This is a genomic window from Pedobacter cryoconitis (genome assembly GCF_014207135.1).
Taxonomy (GTDB): Bacteria; Bacteroidota; Bacteroidia; order Sphingobacteriales; family Sphingobacteriaceae; genus Pedobacter; species Pedobacter cryoconitis_D.
In genome coordinates this window covers 188,065-207,572 of the sequence record NZ_JACHCC010000010.1, presented here as the reverse complement: position 1 = coordinate 207,572, position 19,508 = coordinate 188,065, and the positions used below count along the sequence as shown (strand labels likewise).

The following is a 19,508-nucleotide window of genomic DNA, read 5'->3' as shown; positions in this document are numbered from 1 at the left end:
CGTTGAGGCCACCTTTTACTTAGGAAAACGTGGCCTCAACATACACGCAGGACACCATGAATACGGACTCATTACGACCAGTACCAGAACAGTACCCGAATACAACCCGACCGGAAGAGTATCAGCCCCCCAGAATATCTATCCCTTGTTTGAACGTATTGCAATGTGCTTCGACGAGATCTTTAATTCCTGGTGAGTACCCTCCGCCCATACTCACCTGTACAGGCAAATGATGATCCTTACAAAATTGAAAAACGATCCTGTCCCTTTCCTTACATCCGGCTTTTGACATGGCCAGTTTTCCTAGCTTGTCCGTACTCAAAACATCTACTCCTGCCAGGTAAAATACAAATTCTGGTTGGTGTTTTTCATACAGATCTGGTAAAACATCCCTTAAAATTGACAGATAAGTTTCATCCCCGGTTCCTTCATCCAGTCCGATATCCAGATCAGAGGTTTCCTTTCTGAAAGGGAAGTTCTTTTCCCCGTGCATAGAAAAGGTAAAAACACGCGGTTCTTTTTCCAGGATCTGTGCTGTACCATTTCCCTGGTGTACATCCAGGTCAATAATTAAAATCCTTTGATATATCCCTTTATGAATTAAATAATTTGCAGCAACCGCCTGATCATTCAGCAGACAAAACCCTTCTCCCCAGTCAGATCCCGCATGATGCGTACCACCTGCGACATTAAAGGCAATCCCACATTCCCTGGCAAACAATGCACCATCTATAGTTCCCTGCGTGATCCTCAGCTCCCGTTCCAGTAACTGCGCATTCAGCGGAAATCCAATCCTGCGTTGTTCACGTGCCGGTAAAGTCAGGTCCCTTAGCTGTGTCCAGTAAGCCATATCATGTGATAGCAGTACCGTTTCTTCAGCAACCAATTCAGGTTCGAACAAATTTGCAGCAGTAATCACCCCCTCATGCAATAACTGTCCGGGGATCAGCTCATACTTTAGCATCGGGAAACGGTGCCCTTCAGGTAAAGGATGTGCGTATAAATGATGATAAGCTATCTTGACCATTTAGTTCAGGATCTCTCCGACATGCTTTTCTATATTATTACAAATCTCGTCGACAGGTAAATCATTCGCATCCGTACCAAAAGGGTTTTCTATTTCTTCGGCAATCAGTTCCAAACTGGCCAGTACATACAAAATAAACGGTACGATCGGGATGACAAAATAGCCCAGACTGAAAACCCAGCCAAACGGAAGCGTAATCACATAAATAAATAAGAATTTCTTAATAAAAGCACTATAAGAGAAAGGAATAGGAGTTTTCTTAATCCTTTCACATCCACCACAGATATCCGTAAAGCGGTTCAAATCTCCACATAATATAATTAGCTGTTCACCCGAAATCTGCCCCTGCTTCTCCAGTTCAAAAATCCTTGCAGAAAGGCTCGCCGCTACCTGGTTGGGAATATGTTTTCCCCCATCCACTTCTACCAGGAAACTGTTTTTACCGAAATATTGTTTTTCTCTTAAATGCTCCTTTAAAGCAAAAGCATACTTTGGAATCGCATAGCTGAAATATTCATACTCCGCAGCATCCAGTTTAAGCGATTTCAGTTTAATGGCCAGGTTCCGGCTCACATTCGTCAGTTCGCCTAATAACCTGCGTCCTTCCCACCAGCGGTCATAAGAAGTATTAGTCCTGAAAACCAACAACATAGAGATCACAAAACCCAGCAAGCTGTGCATCATCCCTATATTCTTTACCGAGGCGGTCTGCGAAAGCTGAAGAAAATGCAGTTCCAAAAACGCAATTATCCCCGAAAAGATCGCTACACTGATCATCAGTGGCCATAGTTTCCTGAAAGTATCCGCTTTGTGGATATGAAAGATGAAGGTAAACCAGTCTTTAGGATTGTAATTGATCATAAAGCACGCTCTTTACTTATTTTCAACAATAACTCACCAGTCCGGAAAACATCTTCGAAAGAGTTATACAATGGCACCGGGCTTAACCTGATTACATTGGGTTCTCTCCAGTCACCCAGTACATGTGCAGTGACCAGCTGATCAAAAATACCTTTGGCATCTCCCTGGGCAATGATCGAAACCTGCGTACCCCGGTCATTTTCATTTTCAGGAGTAATGACTTTAAACTGCTCGTAACCTACTGCCTGATTAACCTGATCAATGACATAGATCAGATATGCCGTCAGCATCATACTCTTTTTCCTCAGTGGCCCCATGAAACCAGCAGCTTCAAAAATCTGCAATGAAGCATGATATAAGGCCATAGGCATCACCTGTGAGCAGCTCACCTGCCAGCCATCCGCTCCGGCTTCAGGAATAAAACCCTTTTCCATTTTAAAACGGGTAGTTTCCTGATAACCCCACCAGCCTGCAAAACGGTCAAGCTGCTCATTTTTGAAATGCTTTTCATGGACAAAAATCCCACCTATTCCACCTGGCCCGCTATTCTGATATTTATAAGAACACCAGCAGGCAAAATCGATATCCCAGTCATGTAATCTTACCGGCACATTACCTGCTGCATGTGCAAGATCAAAACCTACGATCGCCCCTGCTGCATGCCCGGCTTTGGTAATAGCCTCCATATCAAACCACTGTCCGGTAAAATAATTGATCCCTCCAAACAGCACCAATGCCAGTTCATCTGCATTTTCAGCAATACGGGCTGTAATATCCTCAGTCCTTAAAGTATATTCACCTGGTCTTGGGGCAACTTCGATAATCGCTGTTGCAGGATCGTAACCATGAAAACGGACCTGGCTTTCCAGTGCATACTGATCTGAAGGAAAAGCACCCGCTTCCATGATGATCTTAAATCTTTTCTGCTCCGGGCGATAAAAACTGACCATCAGTAAATGAAGGTTTACCGTCAGTGTATTCATCGGACAAACCTCGGCCGGATTTGCACCTACAACCGGCGCCATTAGTTTTTTCAGTTCCTTGTGGTAAAACATCCAGGGACTATCTCCTTCAAACCATCCTTCCACGGCCAGGTTTTGCCAGTTATCCAATTGCTGACCAAGTACTGTCCGCGCTGATTTAGGCTGAAGCCCTAATGAGTTTCCGCATAAGTATATAAAAGGTTTACCATTTTGCTGTGGAAACAGGAATTCTTCACGGAACCTGCGTAAAGGGTCCTGCTCATCCATTGTCCTGGCAAATGATAGTGTATTTTCAAAATTCATATCTTTTTAATAAATCGGGTCAGCTTAACTGTTTTTACAATTTTAACAAAAAAAATCAGGGTTCAGACAATTTTATACTTGTTCTCTTCTGTAATTTCGTGCATTTCAAATCTCCTGATAAACAGGACCAGCATGGCCATCAAAACAGCGCCTATTGCCATATATAAAGAAATTTCCCTGATACTCAGTAAGGTTGCCTGTAATTCGATCTTTTTGCTGATTAAAGACAATGCAGCCCTATTCGCATGGATGAGATCCATCCCCTGCGCTAAAAATCTTCCTTTTAACTGCTGCATTTCAGTAGCATAAACAGGATTGTCAAAAGTAATCCCCTCTGTCAGGTAACCATGATGTCTCACCGTATCCCGGAACAACCAGTTACTGAATAAAGAATAGCCTGCATAAGAGGCGAAAATATACCGGAAAAACAAACTTCCCATGACCCTGTCACCATTGGATTCGCGGGGTATATTGGTCGCAGTGAACGTAGAAAGTGTAGTCAGCATGATCCCATAAGCCATCCCCTGCAACAAATAGGCAGCAACCAGGTTATTCATGGCATTATATGTCTGCACATCATGGAAAAAGAGCAGCAAAGACGCACCGTAAAGCAGGAATGCCAGACAGAGCATTATCCTTACCGGTACCCGGCGATACAATAAGATTCCCGCCAGTGGAAAACTCAGCAAATAAGCACATAAAGTAATCAGGGCAATCATTGACAGATAGCCTTCTTCCCCCTGAAAAGTATAGGCCGCATACCGGTTGAACAGCATATTACTGCTGTAAAACAGATACATAATGACCATAAATGTTATTCCCAAAGGGATCTGTTTGTAATCTTTAAAAACCCTCAAATCCCAGAATGGACGTTTCACATGATACTGCCTGAAAATAAACAGGAAAGTGAACATACAGCATCCTGCAAATGCAGTTATAATTTCAGAATTACTGAACCAGTCGCGGACCTGTCCGTATGTAAGGACATAACACAAGAGTAAAGATGCGCCGGTAAAGAAAAACATACTTGCCCAATCCACCTGATATAGTGGAACTTTCCGAAACATCCTTTCGCGATGAAATAACAGCAGACAAATTACAATACAGATGCTGGCTGCGACCGTTGCAATCAGATAGACAGACTGCCAGTCATGTTCTTCAATAGTTGGGTTAATCAGTATATCAGCCAGTTCCCCTCCCGTCCTGGCGATTGTATAATAGATACCATAAAACATCGCCCTGTGCCGCATGACGGGAAACCTGTCCGTTAATAAGGAGATGAAGTCGAGCAGACAGATCAGTTTAAGCATACTGATAAAGAAATTGCTGATCAGTAACAACGGTGCGTAATTAATCAGGTAACAGGAAACCGATAAAATTACCTGTAACACGAGCGCACCCATTAACAGGTCAGACTTTTTAAAATACAGTTTCAGCCTGTAATATACTGGGATGGCAGAAACCAGCCCGATCGTACCAATTTGCGAAAACCAGGTTACAGTTTCTGGTTCTACACCATAAAAAGCAGATAAACGCGAGGCAGTAGTACTGGTAATAGCCAGTACAAACGATTGTAAAAGAAGAAGCAAAATTATTGCAGGTCCTTTGATAGCTTCGCTGATATTTTTCCGGTAAGGAGACAATTCATACAGCATAACAAACAGATCAGCTTAGTTTTCCAATAATTTCCTGAAGAACCCGTCTGGTAATCTCCAGCTCCTGTGCTTCGATCGAAGCGGTAATTTCATTCAGAAAGCTATCCAATAGTGGTAAAACTCTCTTTTCCAGTGCCCGGCCACTGCTGGTTAGTCTGATGTTCTTATTCCTGGCATCGGTTTCATCGCTGATCCTTTCCACTAGTTTCCTCTTTTCGAGATTATCGATGATTTTGGTGATGGAACCTTTATCCTTGTACAACTGACTGGCAAGTTCCCTTTGTTTCTGCCCCTCTTTTTTCCAGATTAACCGGAGAACAGCACACATCTCAGAGGTGAGATCAAGCTCATTTTGTATCAGTAATGCGTTTATTCTGAGGCGATACAAGCCCAGGGCCTGTGAGATTAATAAACTAATTCTGGTCGAATCTTCCATAACGAATGAATTACCAGACAAAGTTAGTATAAATTGGTTGAATATTCAACCAATTTATACTAAAGCTTAATCACGAACTAAATTCCTCAATAATCTTCATGACCTCCAGCCCTTCTTCCACCTTACAGGGATTGGCTCCTTCTTTAAGAAAATAGCGCACAGTAGCCTCAATCATAGGCTGTTGAACATGCTGCAGAGGTTCAAAACCGAATACTTCCTTTTCTCCATTAACGACCAGTTCTATCTGCGGCTGTCCGAAAACTGCAAAAGACAGGCTTCCTTTTGATCCTGTAATGACACAACGGTCAAGACTCTGGCCTTCAGGCATTCCGAAACACCAGGTTCCGTTAAAAAAAACATTGTTTTTAAATTTTAAAACACCGGTTACCATATCATCAGCTTCATACAGCCCATCCTGGTTACCTGATACTCCTGTTGCTTTTTCTACCGGCCCGAAAAAATAAATCATCAGATCCAGCTGATGCGGGGCGATATCATGAAAAAGTCCGCCGCCAGCTATGGAAGGATCCACACGCCATTGTATTTTAGGGTCCGCCAGTTCTTTCGCCGTCAATGCAGGCTGCAAATAATCTAGCGTAACAAACTTAACCTCTCCGATTGCTTTTGTTTCAATCAGGGATTTAATTTTTTTAAATATGGGCTGTTCCCTGCGATAATGTGCTACTGTCAATGATCCTTCACTTTGAACTGCCGCTTCAAGCATTCTCTGACCAGCTTCAGCACTGACTGACATTGGTTTTTCGACATAAACTGACTTACCCGCTTTCAGGGCGGCAATTGTCAGTGACTCGTGCGATAAGGGTGGTGTAGCAATATATACAGCATTGACTTCAGGATCATCAATTAATTCCTGAGCATTACTATACCATTTCGGAACCCGATGTCTTTTGGCATAATCTGCCGCTTTTTCCGGACTTCTGCTCATGACTGCTACCAGACTGGAACCAGTCACCTTATTAAAGGCCGGCCCGCTTTTTACCTCTGTAACATCTCCGCAACCGATCATTCCCCATTTTATCATTTTATGTCTCTGCTTTAAGTTATGGCTGTAAATATGCTCATCATTTTTCGAATAATTAGTTGCAAGTTACAAGCCATATATTTCTCTTCACTTACTATTTAGAATCATTAAAAATAATTTGGATTTCAGTTTATATTGTCGTTGATTTGCCTTAATTAGAATTAATCCAATTAAATCACATGAAAATACGACTACGAATCCTCCATTTAATTTGCCTTTTTTGCCTGTTTGGCACTGTAGCCCAGGCACAGCAAGGATATACTATACGTGGAAAAATACTAACTAAAGACGGAAAACCAGCCGATAACGTCTCCTTAACCCTTGTAGGAAAAGGACATGGTACACAGACAGATAACGAAGGAGAATATACCATTACCAATGTAAAACCAGGCGATTATACCTTGAGAGTAACAGCTGTAGGTCTTATTCCTTTAGAGAAAAAAATTAGCTTGACCAAAAAGGAAACTATACTCCCTGATTTTATCCTGTCCGAAAACCTTGCACAATTGCAGGAAGTAACCATCAGTGTAGGAAGAACAAATAAATTTGCTGCAAAAAAAAGTAAATCAGTTGCCAAATTACCTTTAAAAAACCTCGAGAACCCTCAGGTTTATACGACAATCACCAAAGACCTGATCGTTGAACAGATCACTACCAGTGTAGGTGATGTCCTTAAAAACACACCTGGTTTAACTAAAATACTAAGTACAAGTGGCCGCAGCGGAGATGGAGGTGCTTATTACACGATGCGTGGATTCCCAACTCAGATTACTATGATTGATGGTATTGCAGGCAGAACCAATGCAGATTTCGATCCGGCAAATATAGAAGCGATTGAAGTCATTAAAGGCCCTTCCGGCACATTGTACGGAGGTGCACTGACCAGCTTTGGTGGATTAATTAACCTGGTGACCAAAAAACCTGTAGACACGCTGGGCGGTGAAATAGCTTATACAACCGGAAGTTTTGGCCTTAACCGTATCAGTACAGATCTTTACGGGCCAGTCAATAAAAACAAGAATTTATTATTCAGATTAAATGCGGCTTATCAAAATCAGAACAGCTTCCAGGATGCAGGATTCAGAAAATCGACTTTTATCGCACCGGTTGTCGAATATCGCGTGAATGAAAGACTAAAAGTTAATATCGGTGCCGAATTTTACAATTATGAAGGCACCAGCCCGACGGTTATTTTCCTAAACCGTACCCGCCAGTTTACAGCACATAACCCGAATGAGCTTAATTATGACTGGAACCGTTCTTATACCAGCAATGACCTTAGCATTAAAGCACCAAGTACAAATATCCACGCAGAAGTAAATTACAAAATATCTGATCAGTGGACATCAAAAACCAATTATTCTCAGAATAACCGCAAAACTGACGGCTTCTATCAATATGAATTTATCCGTAATCTACCTGGTGATGGTTATGTACAAAGAAGCGTGCAGCTACAAAATGCCAATGCAACCTCTATCAATCTTCAGCAGAACTTTACAGGAGATTTCAAAATCGGTAAACTCCGCAACAGAATGGTCATTGGTTTAGATTACCTGAATCAAACTGCATTAACTAACAACTCTCCTATTGTTGTTATGGATACGGTGAGCGGCCTGAAGGATGTATTCTCGCCGGGTTACGGAAGTTTATCACGTACATCGGCAGAAAAGAAAATCGGAGCAAGCACCGCAGCCAGGATCAGAACTTATAACGCAAGCAACGTTTACAGTGCTTATGTATCCGATGTGCTGAATGTAACGGATAATTTATTGGCTATGATGAGTTTACGTGTAGATCGTTTTGAAACCAAAGGAACAATTAATCAGGTGACCAATATGCAGGTTGCCAATACAAAAAACAGCCAGACGGCCCTTTCTCCTAAATTCGGCCTGGTTTATAATGTAATTCAGGACCAGGTCTCCATTTTTGGTAATTATATGAACAGCTTTGCCAATGTTGCCCCTGTAGGTGTGCAGCAAGGTGATATTCCCGGAACATTCAAACCTATGCAGGCCAATCAGTTTGAAGGAGGGGTTAAACTGGATGTTTTCCAACATAAATTGAGCTTCACTGCAAGTTATTATAATATTAAAGTTAAAAATATGCTGCGCGATGGCACAGTTACCATTAACAATAAGGCTTATGATGTTCAGTTACAGGATGGCACCCAGCTAAGCAAAGGTGTGGAATTCGAGCTGATCGCAAATCCTGTTGCTGGCCTGAATATTATTGCGGGTTATAGCCATAACGATAGCAAATGGACAAAATCAGCTCCTGAAGTAGAAGGAAGAAGACCTGCTTCTGCCGGACCGGCAGAATTAGCCAATGCCTGGATCAGTTATACCTTACAGCAAGGTGATCTTAAAGGTTTAGGGCTGGGCTTCGGCGGAAACTATGCCGGTAAACAAATGACTTCAAACTCTCAGGTTACTGGTGTATTTACTCTCCCTTCTTATACTGTTTTAAATGCAACTGCATTTTACAACACAAAATGGTACAGGGTTGGTTTGAAATTCGATAATCTTACTGATCAGTTATATTTTGCCGGACAAGGTGTAATCACAGCACAAATGCCAAGAAATTTTGCTGCAAACCTAACTCTTAGATTCTAAATCAGGTTCATCAGAATCGCTGAGGCAAATCTTTAACCTTAAAAAGCGTACAGGGATTATTCCTGTACGCTTTTTCCTTGAATTATTGTTTTATGTTTTATCCCTGGTTTTTATATACCTGGCCATAGTGTTCTTCCATGATCAGATAAGGGTTTTCCGGATGGGTAACAGACCTGATATGGATCAGACTGGTTTTACTCATCATCCTCAGCATTTGTCTGCGCTGACATTTAACCATAATCCCATTCTCGTTTCTGAAACCTGCGACAAAAGCATTCCGCCCATGTGCGCATAAATGATTATTGACAAAAATCAGATCCCCGGCCTGAGGAATAAAGTCATTATAGATCAGCTGTTTGGCTTCAGCCCAGAATTCCTTCAGGTTATCCATAGCCTCAGGGCTCTGTCCGGCATCTTTATTAAAAATCTGTTCCGCAGCATCGAAGCGGATAAATGGTGTCGCCTCATCCCCATATAACACAGCAGTTGATGGTGAATCACCAATAGCTTCTTCGGTCGCATAATTAGCGTCTTTAGGGCATTTATACATCGGTTTGAACAATTCCTTCATCATCTCATTTGTTTTGCCGTGAGAACGGATAGAATACAGCATAGAAGGTACCTGTTCTTCATTTCTCAAATACAAGAAGCTTAGAAAATCAGCTGCATTGTACAAAAATGTGTCTTCTGTATGGACATACAGATCAGTTTTTGAACCTGAGCCTGTTTGTGACAAGGCCATTTTTTCATCTGGAATAATCGCGTGTAACAAACCTCCGCCTTTTCGTTGTGCAAAATATTCTACCGGTTTAGACGGTACTACGCCGTGTAATAACGCAGAGATAAATCCATATTCAACCAGTTTACTGAAGTCTGTTTCTTTCCAGGATGGCGGGGTCACGCCAAGTGCATCCTGATCTACCTCAACCAATCCTCTGAAGACTATCGCTCCATACTGCTCCTCAGAAAAGTCAGTACCAAAATTACTCAGGATTTTCGCCAGTCTTTCTGGCAGCATTTTATACGCGTTCAAATGGATCATAGAGATGAAATCCGGGTGAGAATAATCGCCGTAACGCGCTTTCAGCAATTTTCCTATATAGATAATTTCCAACCGCTCTTCTGCAGTCACGTCTATGATACGTGGTGACCTCGGTGGAGTTGAAACGGAGCGCCCCAGGCGAGCGCCTTCCCTGGAGGCCCCTATTTTGGGCTCTGGTGCAAGATTATTTTCCATGTTTAGATATTTAATTTGTTATTTAGACTAATTAAAAATACTTTTGTCACAGCAAATCTATTTTTAATCGTTCTAAATAGCAATACTTTTTGAAAATAAATATTTAATAAACACAACATATGTAACTCTAAGGTTACACTATTAAACTATGGATCATTCAAATAATTTGACCCTAATCGGAGCTGAGGATGTAATTACGGACGTAATACGGGAAAGAAGAAGTATCTATCCAGATGAGTTTCTGGCAAAAGATATCCCTCAAAACATTGTAGAAGAAATACTTGTCAATGCAACATGGGCACCTACACATAAAATGACCGAACCCTGGAGGTTCATTGTACTACAGGGAACGCATCAATATCAGTTCGGGCTGTATATGGCAAATTATTATAAAAATTATTATTTAGAGAAATTATCACACTCAAAATTCGCCGCAAAGTTTAAATACCTACAGGAATATCCCTTAAAGGCGGCCTGCATGATTGCCATTATTCTTGTCCGTCATCCTAAAATAGCGCTCCCGGAATGGGAAGAAATAGCAGCTGTTTCGTGTGCAGTACAAAACATGGCACTTTCCTGTACAGCCTACGGCCTGGGAGGTTACTGGTGCTCTACAGATGCTGCTATTGAGTATGTAAAAGAGTTGGGACTGGCAGAAAATGAACGCTCACTGGGGCTGTTTATCATGGGGCATTTTGACCCCCTTGCGATAACACCCAGAAAAAAAAGAAGTCCGCTAACAAAAAAAGTAACCTGGCTTAAATAAAACGCCTCAAAACAAACCGAATAAAAATTTAAACCCCTATTATGAAAACAGAAATCTTACCTGATTTACAAGAATCAGCTTTCCTGACAGACACCCGAGAAGAGAATCCTTACCAGGATATTTTTCATGAAGGAAGTACAGAAGAGTATAGTGAGGCTATTGAAAGTGCAAAACAGGTAGTCCGGAATTTCCTGGAGAATAACAAAAAGCCTTTTAGTGGGATCAGTCCGGCAGCTTTAGGCTCTATATTCGCTGAGGTTGATTTTGATACCCCTCTACCCGATTACAAAAGTTTGTTTGAGGAAGTGGAAACCTTGTATGTAAAACACGCCACTGCTTTTCACCTTCCCCGTTATATCGCCCATTTAAACTGCCCGGTTGTTATTCCGGCATTGGCAGCCGAGGTATTGATCAGTGCCATCAACTCCTCGCAGGATACTTATGACCAGAGCGCAGGCGGTACTTTAATGGAGCGTAAACTGATTGACTGGACCGGACGCGAAATAGGTTTCGGACCTGACTGTGATGGTGTATTCACCGGAGGTGGTTCTCAAAGTAACCTGATGGGATTACTGCTGGCCAGAGATTATTACGCCATGAAGTACCTGAAGCATAATATCAAATTAAATGGCAATCCACCGGAAGCCTCGCGTTTCAGGATTTTTGTCTCAGAAAAGGCCCATTTCAGTAATCAGAAAAATTCATCTTTATTAGGACTGGGTGAACAGTCGGTTATCAAAATCAAAACTGACTCCCGTTTCAGAATGGACAGTGAATTGCTGGAGCAAGCGATTATCAGAGAACTTGAACTGGGGAATATTCCGATCGCTGTAGTGGCTACTGCAGGTACAACAGATTTCGGAAATCTTGATCCGCTGGCAGAAATTGCGCTACTGACCAAAAAATATCAGTTATGGTATCATGTGGATGCGGCTTATGGATGCGGTTTGTTACTGACCACAAAATACAGGTATTTACTGGATGGCATAGCCGACGCAGATTCGGTTACTATAGACTATCATAAATCTTTCTTCCAGCCGATCAGCAGCAGTGCATTCCTGGTCAGGGAAAAACATCAGCTGGGATTAATTAAACACCATGCAGATTACCTGAACCCGAAAGAACAGGATTACGACGAACTCCCTGCGCAAATTAACAAATCAATCACCCAAAGTACCAGAAGATTTGATGCCCTTAAGCTTTGGTTCACGCTAAGACTTCTGGGTAAACAGAAACTCGGTGAATACACTGAATCTATTATTGATACAGCAGCAGACACGGCTAAAATCATTGATAAAGATCCGCATTTCGAATTATTAAGCGATTCGGATCTGGGTGTCCTGGTATTCCGCTATATCAACCCCGGACAGACCAGTTACGACCCCTGTGAATTGAACCAGTATATTAAGAAATCACTGTTTAACAGTGGTGAAGTTTTGGTAGCCAGCACAAAAGTTAATGGCGCCTTTTACCTGAAGTTCACGCTGCTTAACCCGATTACCAATCTGAATGATATCCAAAATATCTTAAACATCATCAAAAAACATGGAACAGACTACCTATCACTCAACTAAATGGCATCAGACTGCTGAAGAATTAAACTTCACAGTATTACTAAATAATTGCTGTGGAGAATTCGCCAACTGGAGTTGCTACCAGGGAGTTCCGAAATATGATGAAGCTTTAGCGGCTCATTTAAGAGCTACAGGCCATGAACTGCACCTGAAGTTTGATTTTTCAGCTGAACATATTGAAGTATATGCTCCATTGCGTTATTATTCAGCAACCAGAAGACATTTATTTCATTTTCCTGTATTTGAAAGAAATACAGAAACAGATGAAATCAGGACTATTGATCCACTCCGTTTCCTGGAACTGGTCATTACTGAGGCTAAATTAAACTATCCTGGTATTGATGCTGCTTCTATTCCAGGACGTTTAACACAAAGCATAGCCAATATAGATACCTTCCTGGATCATTTTGAACAAACAGGACAACAGCTTAACCGGCCTGAAATGACTTTTATCGAAGCTGAACAGTTGATGGCTTCGGGCCATAACACACATGCTTTAACTAAAGGACGTCAGGGCTTTACACAGGAAGACCTGCTTAAATACTCACCTGAAACCGGCGGACAGTTTCAGCTTCATTATTTTCTGATCCACCCTGACCTGGTTACTGAAGCAAGTGTCGCTGAGCTTAATCCGACAGTAATCTTAAAAAATGATTTACTGAATTACACCAAAAATCATGAAGGGATCCGGCAGGTCATCAACAGACATCCGGACTGGAAAGTTATTCCTGCACATCCATGGGAAGCCGAATATTTAAAAAAGCAACCAGTTATCAAACAGATGGAAGCTGAAATGGTCATTTATGACCTGGGTGCCTGGGGACCTGAATTCACCGCGACGTCCTCGGTAAGAACTGTCTATAATGCAGAGAGTGACTGGATGTACAAACTTTCACTGCATGTCAAAATAACCAGCGCCGAAAGGGTCAACTACCTGCATGAGATGCACCGCGGTTATGATGTAGCACGTTTACTGGAAACAACCTGGGGTGAAAAACTGAAAGCGACTTATCCGGAAATAGAATTTATCACTGATCCGGCTTTTGTATCCGTTTCTTATAAAGGAGAAGTGATCAATGGTTTGAATACCACTTTCAGGGAAAACCCTTTCAAAGGAGCAGGTGCAAAGAAAAATGTAAGTTTATTAGCCTCTCTGTGTCAGGACGGTATTGCCGGACAGCCTGCAAGGATAGTCAATATCCTCAAAGAAGCAGCTATCCGCAATGATAAACCCCTGCACCAGATAGTTGTAGAATGGTTTGATCAGTATCTGGATCTGATTCTTGTCCCGGCTATAGGTTTGTTCAATGAATTTGGTCTGGCCTGTGAAATTCATCAGCAGAATTTACTGATTGAATTTGATGACTATCTGTTTCCGGAGAAACTGCATTTCCGCGACAATCAAGGTTTTCTTTTCAGAGCAGGCCTGAAAGATGAATTAACAGCCCTACTGCCCGGATTAGCCGAACAGGGTAAATCATTTATCCCGGAAGACCGTCTTTTTAATATTATTACCCACTATCTTCTAATCAGTAACCTTTTTGGGTTAATCAACGCATTGGGCTGTAATGGCCTGGCTGATGAGCATGTCCTGCTTGATAAAATCTATCAGAAGCTGAAAGAGATTGGACCGAATGATACAACTGGTCTGGTTTCTTACCTGTTAAGCAGCAGAAACTGGAGTGAAAAAGCAAATTTACTGACTAGCCTGCACCATATCGACGGAGCAGGCGCACCAACTCAGGTTGTCCGTACCCCTTATCCTAACCTGTTACATCTGCATTTCTTTTCTAACAAACTGATTCATCCGGAAGGAAAAAAAATCCTGTACAGTCGTTACTTCCCAAAAGAAAATGTAACGATCAGTATCCGTCCTTTTGACCTGGATCAGGATTTGGAAATGGTGCACGAATGGTTTCACAGAGAGCATGCTAAAAAAATATGGCAGATGGACTGGCCGATCAGGCAGCTTGAGAATTACTACCGGACGCTCCTGCCTGGTGATGTGATCCATAGTTATATAGGTGAAGCAAACGGCGAACCCAGCTTTAATTTCGAAGTGTACTGGGCTACACGCGACATGCTTGGGGATTATTACGATGTATTACCAACAGATTATGGTACACATCAGTTCATTGCCCCGGTTGATCCCAGAAAGAAATATGCCTCTCCCTCTACACAATGTATGCTGGACTGGGTATTCTCTGAAGATAAAGTCGGTAAAATGGTTGGTGAAGGGTCTGTGGATTCCCTGGCCTCTATTATGAATAAAGCACATGTCGGATTTAAGATTGAAAAAGTAATTGAACTCCCACATAAAAAAGCCAACCTGAATTTCTGCTACCGCGAATGGTACTGGGCAAAATTCCCCGCTAATAAAGCTATAAAAATCAGTCCTGTCGCAGAATTAATCCATTAACAGTAATTTAAATGAACACAAAAAAAACATATTCGGTCATAGGCATTGGTATTGGCCCTTTTAATCTTGGTCTTGCAGCACTGCTGGAACCTGTAAATGAATTGTCATCCCTGTTCTTTGACCAGTCAGAAGAATTTAACTGGCATCCTGGTTTAATGCTGGACAGTGCTACCCTGCAAACTCCTTTTCTCTGTGACTGTGTGTCTATGGCAGATCCTACCAGTCATTTCAGTTTCCTGAATTTCATGAAACAAACCGGACGTTTATACAAATTCTTCATCAGAGAGAACTTCTTTGTGCTTCGCAAGGAGTATAATGCCTATTGTAAATGGGTGGCTGGACAATTACTCAACTGCAGGTTCTCTCATCAAGTCAAATCAGTGGTTTTTGAGGATGGTCTGTATCAGGTCAGCGTACTAAATCTAAAAACAAAGGAAACGAAAACTTATTTCGCTAAAAAACTGGCATTAGGTACCGGAACCCGTCCGGATGTACCTGATTTCGTTAAAAAGGCAGATTTCCAGAATGTGATCCATACGTCGGCCTATTTAAACCGTAAAGCAGAAATGCTGGAAAGCAGATCGGTGACGATCATCGGATCGGGACAAAGTGCAGCAGAGGTATTCTACGATCTTTTACCACAGACAAAACATGGTTTACAACTGAACTGGTTTACAAGACCGGACCGTTTTTTCCCGATGGAATATTCAAAACTTTCGCTCGAGCTCACTTCACCCGAATACATTGACTATTTCTATAATATGCCTGCTGCCAAAAGGAAGCAAATGCTGACGATGCAGAAGTCTCTTTTCAAAGGAATCAGCTTCGATCTGATTAACCAGATCTATGACCTGATGTATGAAATGACTGTGGGTGACGAGGAAATCAGCGTACAATTGAGACCTAATATCCAGCTTGACCATATCAATGCCGAAGCAGATGACACTTACACCCTTGAACTTACGCATGTTGCCCAGCAGAAAAAATTTTACAGCACAGCTGATTTTGTGGTACTGGGAACGGGTTATACTTATCATGAACCTGAATTTTTACAAGGAATTAAGGAGCGTATATCAAGGTCTGAAAATGGACTCTATGCGGTTAACCGCAACTATACGATAGACCATAATGCCAGTGAAATCTTTGTTCAGAATGCCGAATCACATACACACAGCTTTATTTCAACTGATCTTGGAATGGGTGCTTACCGTAATTCTATCATTATCAATCAACTGGCAGAAAGAGAAGTCTACAAAGTTGAAGAACGTATTGCTTACCAGGAGTTCGGACTGGAGGAAAGTCCTGTTTTATTCAATGACCTTGATACCGTTATCCTTTAAATCTATCAAAAAATGACAATCAATCATACACTTAAGGGTACAGACCCATTATTAACCGGCCGCTGGAAAAAAGTGAACCAGAACCTGCTGGCCAAATCTATCGCCGAATTAATGCATGAACAAGTTGCTAAACCTCAGATGATCTCTGCTGATGCAACCGGCCTGACGCAATTCCGCTTACAAACAGACCAGGAACATATACAATATACTTTTTCTGCTTCTCCCCGTGTGCTGGATTACTGGCATGTTTATCCGGAATCTATCAAAAAACATGTCAGCGGACTAACTGCTGAAGCAACTGATGCCGGAGATTTCTTCGTTGAAATGCAGGAAACATTTGGCATGAAGTCATTTACCCTGGCACATTACCTGGAAGAGCTGACCCATACTTTATATGCTGATGCTTATATACACAGCTATAACCGCTTAACAGCTGATGAACTGGCCGATGCGCATTATCAGACCGTTGAACATCAGATGGATGGACATCCATGGGTAATTGTCAACAAAAGCCGTTTAGGTTTTAATCATGAAGATTACACAAAATATGCGCCCGAAACCGGTCAGACCATGCGTTTAAACTGGATTGCTGTTCATCAGAGCAGAGCTACTTTTTATGCCTTGACTGAAATTGAACAACAGGCATTTTATGAAGCTGAACTGGGTAATGAGACACTCCTGGCTTTCAGAAAAGTCCTGACAGATCTGCGGCTGGACCCTGCGCATTATCATTTTATGCCTGTGCATGACTGGCAGTGGAATAATAAAATCGTAGTTCAGTTTGCGGCTGATATTGCCGGGCACTTATTGATACCGGTAGGTCTGGCAGAAGATGAATACGCTGGTCAGCAAAGCATCCGTACATTATATAATTTATCCTATCCAAAGAAACACTACGTAAAAACAGCTGTATCTATATTAAGCACTGGGAATATCCGTGGTTTATCGCCTAAGCAGATGTCTATTGCCCCCCGGGTGACCCAATGGGTAAAAGATATGCTTGACGGCGACGCTTACCTTCAGGACCTGGGACTGGTTTTACTGGGTGAAGTAGCCACTATCACTTATTTACACCCGCATTACCAGGCTATCAAAGGTGCCCCTTATCAATACAGGGAAATGCTTGGTGTGCTCTGGCGCGAAAGTGCTGAAAAGTATCTGCTGCCGGGAGAGAAAATGATGACTATGGCAGCGCTGTTATACGTAGATGACGAGGGCAAGAGTTTGGTCGGTTCACTGATCGAAAAATCGGGACTTACGGCCGAGAAATGGCTGAATGCTTATTTAACGGTTTACCTGAAACCATTGTTACAGCTTTATTACAATCATTCTCTCTGTGTAACCCCGCATGGCGAAAACATCATCCTGATCATGAAGGACTATGTACCAAGCCGCATGATTATCAAGGATTTTGTAGATGACATTGTATTGACCAGGGATGCAAGGGAAAAACTTCCAGCTGACTTAGCAGATGGTATGATACAGTCTTCCAACAAAGATGATGTGCCTTTATTCATCCTGCTGGGCGTATTCGACGCATTTTTCAGATACCTGAGTGATGTATTCCATACACACCTGGGCTACCATGAAGATGATTTCTGGCAACAGGTCAATGACATCGTCATGGATTATCAGCGTGAACATCCGGAACTACAGCAAAAATTTGAACGTTTTGATCTGTTTGTTTCTGAATTTGCCCGTTTTTACATCAATAGTTTACGCTTATTTAAAGGTTATGAGGAAGGTACAGACTTCGCCATACCTAAAAAAGGTGGCGTCTTAGCTAATCCTATTGCAACTAAAAAAGAACAGGAAATTTCCAATTAAACCTATTAAACACTAATAATGAAGACTATCATTTTACAGACTCGCTCCTTTCTTTCTCTGCTCCGGGAAGCTTTCCTGGGCAGAGAGAAGAAATTCACCAGCGGAGGTATCAACCGGGCTATTGTATTGCTATCAGTACCCATGGTACTTGAGCTGGTCATGGAGGCGTTATTTGTATGTGTAAACATATTTTTTGTAAGTCGCCTTGGTGCCAGTGCTATTTCCATTGTCGGAATCACGGAGTCGGTCACCACACTCGCTTATTCGGTGGCCATCGGACTGAGTACTGCTGCATCAGCCATGATTTCACGCCGTGTTGGCGAAGGAGAGCTGGAAAGAGCCGGCCTGACAGCGATGCAGGCTATTTACATAGGGGCATCTATTGCGCTATTAATAAGTATTTTAACATTTTCATTTTCGGGGAGTGTATTAAGTCTGGCAGGTGCCTCTGATGCTTTAGTTCAGGAGAGCGGATGGTTCTCTAAAATCATGTTCGGTAGTATTATTTTCATCATCATGCGCATCCTGATGAACGGTATTTTCAGAGGAGCAGGTGATGCGGCAATGGCCATGCGTACGCTCTGGATTTCAAATACACTGAATATCGCATTATGTCCATTATTCATTTTTGGCTGGGGATTCGTTCCTGCTTTTGGTTTAATGGGTGTCGCAATCGCAACATTAGTTTCACGGGTATTCGGGGTCAGCTATCAGATCTGGTACCTGACCACAGGAAAAACAATTATCATTATCGGTAGAAAACAACTGGTCATGGTCAGCTCCATTATGAAAAAGATCCTGGAATTAACATTTGCCGGTACCATTCAGTATATCATTCCCGCATCGAGCTGGCTGATGATGATCAGGATTGTCTCTCATTTTGGCGGAGATGCCCTGGCAGGATATATTATTGCGCAAAGGGTAGCTTCGGTAGCCACTATGCCCGCCTGGGGTATTGGCAATGCAGCTGGCACACTTACCGGTCAGAACCTCGGCGCAAATCAGTCAGAGCGTGCAGAGGCTTCAGTCTGGAGAGCTGGTTTCTTTAATATGTGTTTCCTGTGCCTGGTAGCCGTATTCTGGTTCTTCTACGCAAAACCTGTAGTCAGTCTTTTTACAAACGTACCGGCAGTTATCGAAAGTGGAACAATGTATATCCAGTACATTTCTATGGCTTACATCTTACTAGGTTATACCATGGTGATATCCAGAGCATTAAATGCTGCCGGAAATGTCAAGCTGGTCACCTTTCTGTATGTGCTGACATTTTACATTACGCAGCTTCCGCTGGCTTATCTTTTGGGAATTTCCATGAACTGGGGGCCAAAAGGGATTTTTACTGCCATTGTAGTTTCAGAAATCGTACTGGCAGTGGCCTGTATTATCGTCTTTCGTAAAGGAAACTGGAAGAAAACCAAGATATAAT

14 protein-coding genes are annotated in these 19,508 nt (G+C 42.2%); 7 read left to right on the top strand and 7 right to left on the bottom strand.

The window, feature by feature from the left end:
* Positions 1 to 121 precede the first annotated feature (121 nt).
* From HDF25_RS19085 to HDF25_RS19060, 6 genes are all read right to left on the bottom strand, one after another.
* Positions 122 to 1,027 (bottom strand): histone deacetylase, encoded by a 906-nt coding sequence (locus tag HDF25_RS19085; protein WP_184627712.1) that lies wholly within the window; start codon positions 1,025 to 1,027, stop codon positions 122 to 124.
* Entirely contained in the window at positions 1,028 to 1,888 is an 861-nt protein-coding gene (locus HDF25_RS19080; protein WP_184627710.1) for a bestrophin family protein, read from the bottom strand.
* Positions 1,885 to 3,174 (bottom strand): kynureninase, encoded by a 1,290-nt coding sequence (gene kynU, locus HDF25_RS19075; protein WP_184627708.1) that lies wholly within the window; start codon positions 3,172 to 3,174, stop codon positions 1,885 to 1,887. Before kynU ends, HDF25_RS19080 begins: the two co-directional genes overlap by 4 nt.
* 62 nt (positions 3,175 to 3,236) lie before the next feature.
* Complete coding sequence (locus tag HDF25_RS19070; RefSeq protein ID WP_184627706.1) at positions 3,237 to 4,829, bottom strand: MFS transporter; 1,593 nt, start codon at positions 4,827 to 4,829, stop codon at positions 3,237 to 3,239.
* 10 nt (positions 4,830 to 4,839) lie between these two features.
* Positions 4,840 to 5,265, bottom strand: coding sequence for a MarR family winged helix-turn-helix transcriptional regulator (locus HDF25_RS19065; RefSeq protein ID WP_184627704.1), 426 nt, complete (start codon positions 5,263 to 5,265; stop codon positions 4,840 to 4,842).
* Between the two features lie 70 nt (positions 5,266 to 5,335).
* The gene (locus tag HDF25_RS19060; RefSeq protein ID WP_184627702.1) at positions 5,336 to 6,307 is read right to left on the bottom strand and encodes a Gfo/Idh/MocA family protein; all 972 of its coding nucleotides are present in this window, start codon (positions 6,305 to 6,307) and stop codon (positions 5,336 to 5,338) included.
* 179 nt (positions 6,308 to 6,486) lie between these two features.
* On the opposite strand from HDF25_RS19060, the gene HDF25_RS19055 reads away from it, so the two are divergent.
* On the top strand, positions 6,487 to 8,919 hold the full coding sequence (locus HDF25_RS19055; RefSeq protein ID WP_184627700.1) for a TonB-dependent receptor: 2,433 nt from the start codon (positions 6,487 to 6,489) through the stop codon (positions 8,917 to 8,919).
* A 97-nt stretch (positions 8,920 to 9,016) separates the two neighbouring features.
* On the opposite strand, the gene HDF25_RS19050 is transcribed toward HDF25_RS19055, so the two are convergent.
* Positions 9,017 to 10,156 carry a hypothetical protein gene (locus tag HDF25_RS19050; RefSeq protein WP_221450956.1) on the bottom strand — a complete coding sequence of 380 codons (1,140 nt, stop codon included), beginning with the start codon at positions 10,154 to 10,156 and terminating at the stop codon, positions 9,017 to 9,019.
* A gap of 148 nt (positions 10,157 to 10,304) precedes the next feature.
* On the opposite strand from HDF25_RS19050, the gene HDF25_RS19045 reads away from it, so the two are divergent.
* From HDF25_RS19045 to HDF25_RS19020, 6 genes are read left to right on the top strand one after another with little or no spacing between them, the layout of a single operon-like run.
* Positions 10,305 to 10,922 carry a nitroreductase gene (locus HDF25_RS19045; protein WP_184627698.1) on the top strand — a complete coding sequence of 206 codons (618 nt, stop codon included), beginning with the start codon at positions 10,305 to 10,307 and terminating at the stop codon, positions 10,920 to 10,922.
* A 41-nt stretch (positions 10,923 to 10,963) separates the two neighbouring features.
* Entirely contained in the window at positions 10,964 to 12,496 is a 1,533-nt protein-coding gene (locus HDF25_RS19040; protein WP_184627696.1) for a pyridoxal phosphate-dependent decarboxylase family protein, read from the top strand.
* Positions 12,468 to 14,915 (top strand): GNAT family N-acetyltransferase, encoded by a 2,448-nt coding sequence (locus tag HDF25_RS19035; RefSeq protein WP_184627694.1) that lies wholly within the window; start codon positions 12,468 to 12,470, stop codon positions 14,913 to 14,915. The genes HDF25_RS19040 and HDF25_RS19035 overlap by 29 nt, the downstream gene beginning before the upstream one ends.
* An 11-nt stretch (positions 14,916 to 14,926) precedes the next feature.
* Positions 14,927 to 16,255: a lysine N(6)-hydroxylase/L-ornithine N(5)-oxygenase family protein gene (locus tag HDF25_RS19030; protein WP_184627691.1), complete on the top strand. Its 1,329-nt coding sequence runs from the start codon at positions 14,927 to 14,929 to the stop codon at positions 16,253 to 16,255.
* 12 nt (positions 16,256 to 16,267) lie between these two features.
* Positions 16,268 to 18,082: an IucA/IucC family protein gene (locus tag HDF25_RS19025; RefSeq protein ID WP_184627689.1), complete on the top strand. Its 1,815-nt coding sequence runs from the start codon at positions 16,268 to 16,270 to the stop codon at positions 18,080 to 18,082.
* Positions 18,083 to 18,100: 18 nt separating this feature from the next.
* A complete protein-coding gene (locus tag HDF25_RS19020) occupies positions 18,101 to 19,507 on the top strand; it encodes an MATE family efflux transporter (protein ID WP_184627687.1) in 1,407 nt (468 codons plus the stop codon).
* Position 19,508 lies beyond the last annotated feature (1 nt).